Source organism: Nocardia sp. NPDC049220 (assembly GCF_040647855.1).
In the GTDB taxonomy this organism is placed as follows: Bacteria; Actinomycetota; Actinomycetes; order Mycobacteriales; family Mycobacteriaceae; genus Nocardia.
The window spans coordinates 69,727-82,322 of the sequence record NZ_JBEZDA010000017.1 but is presented as its reverse complement, the minus strand read 5'-3'; the positions used below and the strand labels follow the sequence as shown (position 1 = coordinate 82,322).

General features: G+C 65.1%; 12 protein-coding genes. 6 read left to right on the top strand and 6 right to left on the bottom strand.

Translation table 11 applies throughout. From position 1 onward, the window contains the following. Positions 1-582 precede the first annotated feature (582 nt). Positions 583-1,503 carry a class A beta-lactamase gene (gene bla, locus AB0C34_RS26695; RefSeq protein ID WP_357078508.1) on the bottom strand — a complete coding sequence of 307 codons (921 nt, stop codon included), beginning with the start codon at positions 1,501-1,503 and terminating at the stop codon, positions 583-585. A gap of 275 nt (positions 1,504-1,778) precedes the next feature. On the opposite strand from bla, the gene AB0C34_RS26690 reads away from it, so the two are divergent. Together AB0C34_RS26690 and AB0C34_RS26685 are read left to right on the top strand one after the other, a co-directional pair. Next, positions 1,779-3,002 carry a hypothetical protein gene (locus AB0C34_RS26690; RefSeq protein WP_357078505.1) on the top strand — a complete coding sequence of 408 codons (1,224 nt, stop codon included), beginning with the start codon at positions 1,779-1,781 and terminating at the stop codon, positions 3,000-3,002. Continuing rightward, positions 2,999-3,493 (top strand): hypothetical protein, encoded by a 495-nt coding sequence (locus AB0C34_RS26685; protein ID WP_357078502.1) that lies wholly within the window; start codon positions 2,999-3,001, stop codon positions 3,491-3,493. Before AB0C34_RS26690 ends, AB0C34_RS26685 begins: the two co-directional genes overlap by 4 nt. A gap of 35 nt (positions 3,494-3,528) precedes the next feature. On the opposite strand, the gene AB0C34_RS26680 is transcribed toward AB0C34_RS26685, so the two are convergent. After that, positions 3,529-4,347, bottom strand: coding sequence for an SDR family oxidoreductase (locus AB0C34_RS26680; RefSeq protein ID WP_357078500.1), 819 nt, complete (start codon positions 4,345-4,347; stop codon positions 3,529-3,531). Between the two features lie 173 nt (positions 4,348-4,520). Next, on the bottom strand, positions 4,521-5,189 hold the full coding sequence (locus tag AB0C34_RS26675; protein ID WP_357078497.1) for a hypothetical protein: 669 nt from the start codon (positions 5,187-5,189) through the stop codon (positions 4,521-4,523). Positions 5,190-5,792: 603 nt separating this feature from the next. Here AB0C34_RS26675 and AB0C34_RS26670 point away from each other — a divergent pair. Then, positions 5,793-6,089 (top strand): antibiotic biosynthesis monooxygenase, encoded by a 297-nt coding sequence (locus AB0C34_RS26670; RefSeq protein ID WP_357078494.1) that lies wholly within the window; start codon positions 5,793-5,795, stop codon positions 6,087-6,089. Between the two features lie 4 nt (positions 6,090-6,093). On the opposite strand, the gene AB0C34_RS26665 is transcribed toward AB0C34_RS26670, so the two are convergent. Then, on the bottom strand, positions 6,094-6,987 hold the full coding sequence (locus tag AB0C34_RS26665; protein ID WP_357078491.1) for an AraC family transcriptional regulator: 894 nt from the start codon (positions 6,985-6,987) through the stop codon (positions 6,094-6,096). 173 nt (positions 6,988-7,160) lie between these two features. Between AB0C34_RS26665 and AB0C34_RS26660 the strand changes: the two genes are divergently transcribed. Both AB0C34_RS26660 and AB0C34_RS26655 read left to right on the top strand, forming a co-directional pair. Beyond that, the gene (locus AB0C34_RS26660) at positions 7,161-8,243 is read left to right on the top strand and encodes an aldo/keto reductase (protein ID WP_357078488.1); all 1,083 of its coding nucleotides are present in this window, start codon (positions 7,161-7,163) and stop codon (positions 8,241-8,243) included. A 195-nt stretch (positions 8,244-8,438) separates the two neighbouring features. Then, the gene (locus AB0C34_RS26655; RefSeq protein WP_357078485.1) at positions 8,439-9,797 is read left to right on the top strand and encodes a serine hydrolase; all 1,359 of its coding nucleotides are present in this window, start codon (positions 8,439-8,441) and stop codon (positions 9,795-9,797) included. Between the two features lie 112 nt (positions 9,798-9,909). Here AB0C34_RS26655 and AB0C34_RS26650 read toward each other — a convergent pair whose 3' ends face one another. Further along, the gene (locus AB0C34_RS26650) at positions 9,910-10,833 is read right to left on the bottom strand and encodes an aminotransferase class IV (protein ID WP_357078483.1); all 924 of its coding nucleotides are present in this window, start codon (positions 10,831-10,833) and stop codon (positions 9,910-9,912) included. 377 nt (positions 10,834-11,210) lie between these two features. Between AB0C34_RS26650 and AB0C34_RS26645 the strand changes: the two genes are divergently transcribed. Further along, a complete protein-coding gene (locus AB0C34_RS26645; RefSeq protein ID WP_357078480.1) occupies positions 11,211-11,594 on the top strand; it encodes a hypothetical protein in 384 nt (127 codons plus the stop codon). Here AB0C34_RS26645 and AB0C34_RS26640 read toward each other — a convergent pair. Continuing rightward, positions 11,561-12,595: an aspartate-semialdehyde dehydrogenase gene (locus tag AB0C34_RS26640; RefSeq protein ID WP_357078477.1), complete on the bottom strand. Its 1,035-nt coding sequence runs from the start codon at positions 12,593-12,595 to the stop codon at positions 11,561-11,563. The two genes, AB0C34_RS26645 and AB0C34_RS26640, sit on opposite strands and share 34 nt — an antisense overlap. Position 12,596 lies beyond the last annotated feature (1 nt).

Below are 12,596 nucleotides of genomic sequence, written 5' to 3'. Positions count from 1 at the left end.
GGGGCCCACCGTCCCCTACCCAACCGGAACCCGTGGAGCCAGAGTTCGCCCCCGCTGCACCCCCTTGGCGACTCGCTCCCGCGCCGGGGCGGGGGGTGGTTCGGCTTGCCGATCACCTCCGCCCTTCGTGCGACGGTCCAGTGCCGATTAGGGAATGCGCAGGCATGCCCGGCACGAACTCGAGAAGATGTCACACGAGAAAAGCGCAGGTAGACGCGCTCTTCACAGCGGGACCAGCTGAGTGTCACCACGTGGGCCCAGTTCGCGGGATGATGGAGGCGAGTGCACTGCAAAGAGTGGGAGCGACGATGGAAACCGCGGTGGTCTGGTTGCTGGCCTGCCTCGTGTATTGGTGGGGCCTGCTGTAGATAGTCGGAACCCGGCCGGATCGAACCGGGCATACAACAATCGGTCGTAGGATTGCCACTACCTCGCCGATTGGGGAGAGTCGTCATGACTCGGACCGCCTTCGCGCGACCGATTCCGCTCCGGTCCCTCCGCTTGGATGACATTCGTCGTAGCCCCTGGGAAGCGAGCAGCCCGGTCTACGCGCAGACCGTCGAACGTCTGAGCCCAGCCGAGTCATCGGAGGGCATCTACAACCACCTTCGTGGTCTCGACGAGCAGGTCATTGTTCGGCTCCGCGTGCACATCCGACTTGCGGGTCTGGATCGCGATCACGATCGGAGCTCCGCCGCCGGCAGGCCAGGTGACCGCGATGTCGTTGGCGCAACCGTAGGAGCCGGTGCCGGTCTTGTCACCGGTGGTCCAAGTCGCCGGCAGCCCGGCGCGAATCCGCGGGCCGCCGGTGGTGTTCGATTTCAGCCAGGTGGTCAGCTGGTCGCGCTCTCGTTCGTCGAGCACGTCGCCGAGGACCACGGCCCGGTAGTCCGCGGCCAGCGCTGTCGGCGTGCTGGTGTCGCGCTCGTCGCCGGGAACCGCGCTGTTCAGATCCGTTTCCCAGCGGTCGAGCCGGCCCGACTGGTCGCCGAGCGTACGCAGAAACGCGGTGAACGCCGCCGGGCCGCCGAGCTCGCGCAGCAGCAAGTTACCCGCCGTGTTATCGCTCAGGGTGATCGCGGCCTCGGCCAGCTGAGCGACGGTCATGCCCTGATCCAGTTTCGCGCTGGTGGACGGCGAATTGTCGACCAGGTCGGCCGCGCCGATGGGAACAACCTTGTCGAAGTAGCCGGTATCGAGCGGATGCGCCTTCAGCAGCGCCGCGACCGCGAGCGTCTTGAAGGTGGACAGCAGCGGGAAGCGTTCGTCAGCACGGTTGGTCACGATCTTGTCGGTGCCGGTGTCGACCGCGAACAGACCGATCCGGGCACCGAATCGGTTCTCCAGCTCGGCCAGCCGGAAACTCGCCGCAGGATTCGCCTGTGCGCTCGCGACTACTGGATCAAGTTGCGGCACATCGGAATTCGCGCCACACGCGAGGAGCAGTGGCAGGGCCGAGGCGGCGGCCAGGCCCACTCGTGCGTTACGCGTCAGCCGGAGCATCCCCACACTCTGACAGCTGAGCAGTCGCCGAGCAAACACGTTGCGCCGGACACACCGAAGTCGCGTACCCCTACTGCCTCGATGCCTGAGCTATGACCGCACCGGGCGGCGGCAGGACCCGCGGTTTCCACGACCATGCCCGCGGCACAGGGCTCCCACTTGCCAAGAGGTGCGGCACCGATCCAGCGTGTCGCGACGACCGCGGCCAATAGGCCGCTGGGACACAGCCTGGTCGGATAGATTGGGCGCATCCGCCAGCGTAAGGGGGCTCCGGCGTGTGGTCATTACCGCAGAGCGATGAGGCGTGGCTCTCCGAAGCACCGTTGCTGGCGTGCGCTCTCGTCGGCAGTCACCCGACCTACCTCAACGGGAGTCTCCAACTCCTCGAGCAGTACGCCGAGACCGCGCAGCGAGACCTCGAAGCGGTCGCCGAAGATCCTCAGCAGGGTATCGCGGGTATGTCGGCACGAATCCGGCAACACCAGGGCGACGAACTCATTCGGGAGGGATGGGCGGAGGTCCGGCCGGACAGGTCCGGCCGGCTACACCGAGTCGCGCCGCCGAGCGCGATCGAGTGGCGCACCGTCGACGTCGATCTCGCGCGAACCCCGGCTCGTGACCGCCTGATGGCGTTGACCCATCGCGCGTGGCGGATCCCCTGCGCCGACGAACAAACCGCCTACCTGCTGCAGTTCATGCGGAATGCGATCGCGATCACGGCCGCTGATGCGGTGGCGCCAATTCGGCGTGGTCTACTCACCATTACGAAGGAACTGCAGTTGGGCAGTATCGCGCAACCCGGAATGGCGCCGTTGGATCTCGTCAATGCACAGCAACAGCGGCTGATGGGAGTGTTGTGGGCTGAGCGGGAGGTGGGCTCGGTCGACGGCGCGACCGCCGCGGACGTGTTGATCGGAATCTTACTGGCCAGTGGCATAGCACAGTGCGCGGGACCGGATGGCCCGTTGCTCTGGGCAACGTATCTGATGCATGCCGACCGGCAGATCGTCACGTCGCAACCGATCGAACCGGTGATCGCACGCGCTGTCCGAGAAGGATTCTCCGAGGTGGTGGCGGACCTGGCAGCCGGGCTCCTCGACTGTGGCGAGCAACTACAGCGTGCGGCACGGGATCTGGAAACCTTCGATCGAGGCCGGTTCGCCAAGTTGCTCTATGACGGGTATCCGTATCTGCACGCCGCTCGAACACTGGCCGGCTGCCTGATCGAATCGATCGAACCGCGCGGCGTGGATTCACCGGAGGCGCGGATCTTTCGTGTCGCGGACGAATTGGCCGTCCGCTTCGTGGACGGGATGTTCCACCAGTGGTTCGATTTCGATGATTATTGGCTGGATGTGGACCGCGAGTTGATCGCCCAGGCGCTCAGCGCCGGCGACGATCGCGCCATGCGAAGAATTCTTGTCGGAGATGAGACCGCATTGCATCGGCCGAGGTCGGCGCGCGGATACCTGCTGCGAGGAACGAAGGGTGGCACATGAGCGACATCGAGGCAGCGGCTGCGGCGGTCGCGGATGAACTGGCCATTGATCTTCCGCATCTGCAACCGCCGGGCGAAGTCCGGTTCGACCCCGCCACGCTGGCGGTCGTGGTGGGCCTGTGGCTGTTGCAAAACGTCGCGGACGGAATAGCCGAAGCCATCAAGGAAGAATCGAAGACCGGCACCCAGACCGTGTTGCAGCGGATCGGCACTGCGATCGGTCGCCGCGTGCGCAGGGATGTGCCGAAGGCCATGGCGTCGCCCAGTGGCGATGCCGAGCTGGACGAGGCCGTGTCCGCAGCCGAATCGGCGTGGACGGAAACAGATTCCATCCTTGCGCAGGAATCCGAGATGACGGCCGACGATATCGCATGGACGGCCTCGGACAGTGTGTCTGCCGCGTTGGTCGAGGCCGGCTTACCCGCCGCATCCGCAGAACGCGTTCGCGCCGCATTGCGCGCAGAGATTCTGCGGCTGCTCGACGAACGATGACCGCCCGTGGCCCATCCCGCCGACGTCGCGATATGTCAATCACCCTGTGCGGCAGCGGCGATCGGCTGCCACCTGCGCCACAGCTCCAGGCGAGATTCGTAGTCCGCGGTGGCGATGGCGAGCGGCAACTCGCCGAGGAACATGCGCAGCGGCGGCTGCTCGGCGTCGACCACGGCCAGGATCGCGGCGCGGGTAGCGGCAGGATCGCCGCTGGGCACCGCCGAACGTTGGGCGGCCCTGGCCTTTCGGACGGCGGTGTAGGCCGAGTTCGGGGTGGCGTGCCGGGCCGAAAGACCAGCCCATTCGGTGCCGAACGTGCCGGGCTCGAGCAGGGTCACGTGGATACCGAAGGGGGAGATTTCCTGCGCCAGGGACTGCGAGAACCCTTCCACTGCCCACTTCGACGCGTGGTACGCGCCAAGGTTCTGGAATGCGGTGATGCCGCCGATGCTGGAGACTTGAATGATGTGACCGCTGCCCTGTGCCCGCAGGATCGGCAACGCCGCCTGGGTGACCCACAGCGCCCCGAACACATTGGTCTCGAACTGCGCCCGCACCTGCTCCTCGCTGAGTTCTTCGATCATGCCGAACTGCCCGTAGCCGGCATTGTTGATGACGATGTCGAGCCGCCCGAACCGATCGACGGTCTGCTGCACCGCGGCGATGTCCCCCGTTCGATCGGTCACATCCAACCGCAGCGGCAGGAATGTGTCGGGGTATTCGACGACCAGATCGTCGAGCGCGCTCAGATCGCGCGCGGTGCCGGCAACGCTGTCACCCCGCTCCAGCGCGGCGAGTGCCCATTCCCGGCCGAATCCTCGGGAGACTCCGGTGATGAACCACACTTTGCTCATATGATCACGGTAGCCGTGTCGGGTGCGCTCTCAGCAAGCTTTCAACCTGGCTGATCAGGCAACTTACGCCAATCGATGCTGCACTTGGGCGAATGCTGGGAAACGCCGGCGCGGGTCCACTGCGTGCAGCGATGTTCCGGATGCCGCCGCCACGGCTGGAGCCGGTGCCTACTTCACCCTCCACCGTCCCTGATGAACACATGATCCGGATCGACGCGCACGCCGAACTCACGCAGGCGGTCTACCACCTGCATCATGTGGCGCCGTTCCGGTAGGTAGTGACCGCTGTCGTCGCTGAGCATCCGCAGCTCGCCGTTCACGACTTGGATCACGCCGGCCCCCGCTACCGGCTCGCCTGCGAAAAAACTGGAGTGCTGGAAGACACGTCGTTTCCCGAAAAGCGAGGCGTAGAAGTTTCCGTCGGCATCCATCACAAAGATCGCTCGGCGTTTCCGACGGCCCAAATCGTCGATCAATTTTCCCTCCCTGGTATCGAACAACCTTCCGTTCGCGTCGTAGATGAGGTTGTCGTCGCCCACGTGGAGACGAAACGGCAGCCGATCCCAGTCGTTGCGGCAGTAGTGGACGCCAGAGGCCGACACTCGCCCTGGGACGTCCTCCCCGATATATCCATCCCCCATCTCGAGCATGTCGAATTGCCGTGCACTGGGCTCATTCCAGTCTCGAGCACCGGGCTCCCAGTATTCGACGCCTTCAGCATCGCGCCCTTCCCTCGCCCGGCCGAGCTGGAGCGTGGGAGTGTCGAAGAAGGCAACACCATCCCCATCGGTGGCGACAGCCCTCCTGGTACCGAGATCGAGTGTCTCGCTGATACTTCGCAATGGGCGGACCGTCGTCTCAGCCACTCCGTCGACGGCACGGACGGCAATCCCGGCAACTTCCGCCATAACACGCGCCAACGGCAGCCCCCCGAATTCTTCTGGGCCCACCTGCCACGCACCTCATCGGCCGAGAATCGACGGATCCTCCCGTTCCCGCCATTCAGCGGCTCATGGCAAAGATATGGCAATCATCCAGTTACGGCAGCGTAGATCTTTCCCAACAGTGAGAGTAGCTAAGGGTTTACCTGAGGCGACTCGCAGGACGCAGACCAGGCACATCCCGCCCTGACGGTAAGCTTTCACACTAGCGATAACACTCTGAACAGCCGATTCGATCAGATTCGTAGCATACCTACCGACGCCCCTCGAACCGGTCCAGCGTGATAACTGGACCGTTCGCACAACCCGTTCTGTCGGCAGACACACCGACGACATCAGAGACTCGCACAGATGATTCATCCGCCTGTGAGATTTGGGCATACGCACAGTGACTACACGGCAACGCGAAGAGACGGGCCCGGACCAGACCAGCAACCACCGGCGAAACGCGACGACAATTCCGCTCGGCCAGCCGCGAGACCCCCGCGATCGAGGAGGCAGATCATGGCAACCAAGGCATTGCTTGTTCGTCTCGAAGCAAAATCCGGCAAGGAAGACGCGGTCGAGGAGTTCCTGCTTTCCGCCCTTCCGCTTGTGGAGCGCGAACCCGGCACCAAACCTTGGTTCGCCGTTCGTTTCGGCCCGTCCACCTACGGCATCATCGACGCCTTCCCGGACGACGCCGCGCGCACAGCGCATCTGAACGGTGCGGTCGGGCAGGCGCTGGGCGCCCGCGCCGACGAATTGTTCGCCGCACCACCGGAGATCAGCGAACTCGACGTGCTCGCCGCCAAGCTGTGAGCGTTCAATCCTGGACGGTTGCCACAGTTTGCAGGCGCGCTGCGTCCCGACCAGGTGGGGCGCCGAACATGCGCCGATACTCGCGGCTGAACTGCGACGGGCTGTCATACCCGACGGCGTAGCCGATCGCGGCCACGTCGTTCGGCGCTGCGATGAGTTGAATGCGGGCCTTCTGCAATCGGAGCTGTTTCTGGTATTGCAGCGGACTCATGGCCGTCACCGCGCGGAAGTGTCGGTTGAGCGAGGAGACGCTCACACCGACGACGTCAGCGAGGTCGTCGATGCGGATCACCTGGTCGTAGTAGGTCTTGATCCACCCGATCGCGCGGGCGACGAGGGCAAGGCGGCTGTCGGCCAGGCCGATCTGCCTGATCATGGCCGCCTGGGGTCCGTTCAACAGTCGCCAGTGGATTTCGCGGCGCACGCCGGGCCCCAGCACCGCGCCGTCACGTGGCTCGTCGAGCAGGCGCAGCAACCGGACGACGGCATCGAGTAGTTCGTCGGCGGCGTCGCTGATCGCGATACCCGGACCGTCGTGCGGCGGCACGACGGTGGGGCCGGCTTCGATCAGCAGTTGCGCGATGAGTTCTGGTCGCAGCGGCAGCCCGAACGCCAGGAACGGCTCAGTGTGTGTGGCGCGGGTGATCTGCGAGGTCAGCGGAAGATCGACAGTCACAACGAGGTACTGGCCGGTGTGGTAATCGAAGATGTGGTCACCGAGAGCAGACCGTTTCGCTCCCTGGACGACCAGAGCGAGCACAGGCTCGGTGACGAACCCGAGCGGTTCGGTCACGCGCTCGGAGGAGAACACCGTCATTCCCTCCAGCCATAACGGGCTCGGGCTGCCAGCGGCGAGTCGGGCGATCCGGCTTCGCAGTTCATCCAGATGGCGCATCATGCCAGTGAACCATGGAACGGCCGGGGCGCAAGGCATGATCCGGACAATATTGAGCGGATCGTGCAATCATCCGCCGACATCGGTCTAGGCGAACACAGCGCGGCGGGCTTGACTGGAGGAGTACAGCGGGGCGGCCCGATGGCGTCTCGAACAGCAACGAAAGGAGCTCGGCGATGCCACTCGATTCCTATGTCACGCTCGGCCACTCGGGACTGCGAGTCAGTCCGTTCACCTTGGGCACGATGACATTCGGCGAGGATCACGGCTGGGGCAGCAGCGTGGCGGAGTCCACCAGCATCCTCGCCGCGTATCTGGACCGCGGCGGAAACTCGATCGACACGGCGAACATCTACACCAACGGCCACTCCGAGAAGATCATCGGGGACTACTTCGCCGGGCAGCACGCGCTGCGGGATCGGGTGGTGATCGGCACGAAGTTCTTTTGCAACCTCTACGAGAACGACCCCAACGGCGGTGGACCCAGCCGTAAAGCGATTGTGCAACAGCTCGAGAACTCGCTGCGGCGTTTGCGGACCGACTATGTCGACGTCTACTGGCTGCACAATTTCGACCCGACCACGCCGATCGAGGAGACCCTCCGCGCCCTGGATGACTTGGTCAGCGGCGGAAAGGTCCGCTACATCGGATTCTCCGACGTGCCGGCGTGGGCGACGGCCGAGGCGGCCACCGTCGCGCGCTTACGTGGGTGGGCGCCGATCATCGCGCTGCAGCTGGAGTACTCGCTGCTCGAGCGGACCTCGGAAGGAGAGTTGATACCGATGGCCCAGGCCATGGGCATGGGCGTACTGCCATGGGGGCCGCTCAAGAGTGGATTCCTGTCGGGGAAGTACTCCAGCACCGGCACCGACCGGATCGACACCACCCGCGCGCAGCTGGTCGGCGCGCCGACCGCGGCCGACTACGTCGTGATAGACGCTCTCAACGCCGTCGCCCGCGAGGTGGGCGCCAGTTCCGCCGCGGTCGCTTTGGCCTGGGTGCGGGGCCGTCCTGGGATCACCTCCACCCTGGTCGGGGCGCGTCGGATGGACCAGTTCGAGGCCAACCTGCACGCTCTGGACACGACGCTCACCGATGCCCAGCGGGCCATTCTCGATGAGGTGTCGACCCCCACGCTGAACTTCCCGGCCCAGAACAACAGGATGTTGGCACCGACGCTCCAGTTCGCCGGAGCCACTGTGGACGGACGTCGATCGAATGTGTCCCCGCTGTTGCGAGCCAACAGCGCGCGCTACTGATCGAAACGTAATACCTTGACCAGGCTCCGTGCGTGTGGCATCCGCGCGGCCTCTGGACTCGCTCGTCATCTAGCGCGGCCCAGCCGACGAGCCGACGCAGCAGGTCGCGGACGTGTCGCGACGCAGACAAAGTTTCGGTCGCCGCACCAGCCTGTTGGCCGCTGATCAGCGGCCGATCGCGATAACCTCGTGCGCATGCGGCGTTTCGGTGGATTCCTGGCAGGGATTGCGGCGGTATCGCTGGTAGCGGGAGACGTGTTCGCCGTGGGTGCGAACGCGGCGACCGACGGAGCATCGGGCCAAGTGCAGTGCGCGGTCACCTCGGGCCGCGACCTGGAGCGGGCTGCACCGGAACAGGTCGGGTTGAACTCCGAGCGACTCCACGAGGCGCTCGCCTTCGCGGCCGGGCGAAACCGGCTCAATGTGCAGATATTCCGGCATAACTGCCTGATCGGCGAGGGACTGACGAACGATCAGACCGGCAATGTCGCATGGAACATCTGGAGCGCGACCAAGAGCATCGTCTCCGTGCTCGCCGGAATCGCCTGGGACCAGGGCAAGCTCGACCTCCCCGCACCGATCGACGGCTATCTGCCCGCCGGGCTCGGCGACGCGGTACACAGGTCGATCACGGTGGAGAACTTGCTCACCGAGACATCGGGAATGCAGGTCGGGGTGTTGACCGAGGGCGCAACCGGCGTGATCCCGATCGATCCGAACAGCGCGGTGCAGGCGCTGGGCGTGCCGCTGGACAATCCGCCTGGCACCGCCTTCTCCTACAGCCAGCGCAATGTCGACCTGTTGGCCTATGTGCTCGAACGGGCGGTCGGGGAACCACTGCAGCAGTTCGCGCAACGTGAACTGTTCGATCCGCTCGGCATTCCCCGCAGCGACTACTACTGGGCCCGCGACCGCTCCGGACACACCTATGGCTACGCGCATCTGATGATCCCACCGAACGACTTCGCCAAACTCGGCCTGCTGGTGAGCAACAATGGGCAGTGGGGTGCGCGACAGATCGTCTCCGGCGAATACCTGCAGAAAGCACGGCAGCCCTCGCCCGCGAACCCGTGCTACGGATACCTGTTCTGGCTCGGCGCCGGCTGCATAGAGAACCCCGCCTTTTTGCCCGCCGATGTGTACACAATGTCGGGGCTCGGCATGCAGAACGTTTTCATCATCCCCAGCCTCGACCTCACGGTGGTGTGGACGGGCGCCTTCGGAAACGTCAGCAACCAGGGCTTCACCGGGGTTCTGCAGAACATCGCGGAACTGCCGTACGAGTTCTTCCGCAAGGTGTTCGCGGCGTTCGACGAACGGCCGGTGCCCGACCCTGGACCCTACGTCGAGCCGCCGCTGCAGCTGGACCCGAGGCGGTTCATCGATGTGAACCTTCTGATCGCAGTCTTCGGTATCGGGCCCGCCGCTTACCCGGGCTGCACTGTTTTCGCGTGCCTGAACAACGCGCTGGCACCGCCGTTCACCGACATCCCGCCGGGCTGCGCCATCCTGGTCTGCGTCGGCCCCGATCCGCGGACACCGGGCATTCGCTGAGCGGGTGCCGCATGCCGGGGGTCGGAGGGCGCACGCGACGACATGAGCTGCCGGCGCACGGTCGCGGTGCCGAATGCCGGTCCTGCGCGTATGGCACCGGCCGGGCTCACTTCTACTGTGTCGCAGGCAGCTGCGTAACCCAGCCGTGTATCTCGTCGAAACGCAACGCGGCATGGTGGCGTTTGCGCAACGACTGGGCGACCGGACCAGGAGTGCCGTCTGCGATCAGGCGGCCGTCGACTTCGATGACCGGGGCAGCGCCGGAAGAGGTCCCGGTGACGAATACTTCGTCGGCGATGTACAACTCGGTGAGGTCGACGGTGCGCTCGACGATCGGAATGCCGTCTTCGGCCGCCAGGGTCAGGACGGTCCTGCGGTTGATGCCGTCGAGGATGTCGCAGGAGACGTCGGGGGTGATCAGGGTGCCATTGCGGACAAGGAAGATGTTGGCCGCGCTCAGTTCACAGACATGGCCGTTGCCGTCGAGAAAGACACAGTCGTCGTAGCCGCTGTCGATCGCGTCCTGCTTGGCGAGTACCGAATTCACGTAGGCGCCATTGACTTTGGCGCGCGACGGGATCGCATTGTCCGGAATACGCCGCCACGGACTCGATTTCAGGCGCATGCCGTGCTGCGGAACAATCGGCACCGCGTCGTAGACGAACATGCTGACCTGGATCGCGCAGCCGCGCACCCGGGTGCCGGGAATCGACTCGACCACGTGCACGGTGGCGCGAACGAATGCATCCTCGACCGGAGCATTTCTACCGACCAATTCCACCACGGTCGCGCGGAACCGGGCGAAGTCCCATTCCGCGGCGAACCGATCGATCCCGATGATCTTGCAGGACTCCTCGAGTCGCCGGAAGTGGTCTTCCAGACGGAACGCGGTGCGCGCCGTCCCATCCACATGCACAGGGAAGACGGTGTAGACGCTCAGGCCGTACAGCACCGCGGAGGAGGCGACGCCGACCGCGGCTGCTTCGGCCGCGACGATCCGGTCGCCGAGATACACGTGAGGATGGGGGTTCGCCATCGGCGCAGGTTAACAGTGGCGTACCGAGCGAAGCGAGCGCATTTGCGCGTTCGTCAGCTCATGGCAGGGCGAGCGAACCGGGCCGTGTCCATGTAGTCGCGGAACAGACAACCTTGCCGCCGCGGACCCAGACCATCATCAAGGGCGCCTTCCTCGCTACCCACAGCACCGCAACCACCTGCGCAGCGCGACCGCACCTTCGCCGTCGTCTTCGACGGCCTGCGCGTACGGTGAACGGCGGACCGAACAGACAACCCCAGGTCATCGGGGCCCTCCGCAGCCCGTGGTCCACCGCCGATCAACACCGGAGTGCAGCCGACAACCCCTAGGAAATCCGTAGGGGTGCTGACGTCCCGATTGCTCGCTGAGCGCAGTTCTTGCTGAACGCAGTGTTATGGCTGCTGTTCCGCCCTGATGACCACCGTTCGACTACGCTCAACGGAAGGAAAACTGCGGGCGACTACCGGCGCCACTGGGCCGACGACGTAAGATCGGTGTTCCTGCTGACCTACTCGTCATCGGCGAACTCGATCGAATCCGAATTCGCGGTGCCGCGTTTCGCGTTGAACAGCACCGAGCACCACAGCCACGAACACGGCGCCGCGATCGACGCCGACATCCGCTGGCACGACCGACACGGCTCACCTGAACGCAAGTTCACCGCCAACTCCAAGACCCGCAGGTGTCTGCGTGCCGCGGGCGCAGTAATCGCCGCAGCCATCGTGATTCAGCGGTCGCTGAGTAGGACCTCGGCGATCTGAATGGTGTTGAGGGCAGCACCTTTTCGCAGGTTGTCGCCAGAGATGAACAGCGCGAGGCCGCGGCCGTCCGGGACGCCTTGGTCCTGGCGGATCCGGCCGACGAGGGAATCGTCGATGCCCGCCGCCGCGAGTGGGGTGGGTACGTCGACCAGTCGCACGCCAGGGGCCGTGGCCAGGATCTTCTTGGCTTGCTCAACCGAGAGCGGCTCGGCGAATTCAGCGTTCACCGACAGCGAATGGCCGGTGAAGACCGGGACGCGCACGCAAGTGCCGCTCACCGCGAGATCCGGGATGCCGAGGATCTTGCGGCTCTCATTGCGCAGTTTCTGGTCCTCGTCGGTCTCGCCGGAGCCGTCGTCGACCAGCGCACCGGCCAGCGGAAGCACGTTGAACGCGATCGGCGCCACGTACTTGTTCGGCGCGGGGAAGTCGACGGCGCGGCCGTCATGGGTCAGCTTCTCGGCGTCGCCGATCACCGCGCGCGCCTGGCCTGCCAGCTCTTCCACACCGGCCAGACCACTACCGGATACCGCCTGGTAGCTGGAAACGATCAGACGACGCAGTCCAGCGATGTCGTGCAGCGGTTTCAACACCGGCATGGCGGCCATGGTGGTGCAGTTCGGGTTGGCGATGATGCCTTTGACCAGGTTGCGAGCCTGCTCCGGGTTGACTTCGCTGACCACCAGCGGGACGTCGGGGTCTTTGCGCCAGGCCGAGGAATTATCGATCACCGTGACGCCCGCCGCGGCGAAGCGCGGGGCCTGCACCCGGGACATGGTGGCGCCTGCGGAGAACAGCGCGATATCCAGCCCCGACGGATCGGCGACCTCGGTATCCTCGACGACGACCTCACGACCGCGCCACGGCAGCGTCTTACCCGCCGAGCGCGCGGACGCGAAGTACCGCACCTCGTCGGCCGGGAAGTTGCGCTCCTCCAGCAGTCTGCGCATGACGGCGCCGACCTGTCCGGTCGCGCCGACGACGCCTACTCGAATTCCCATG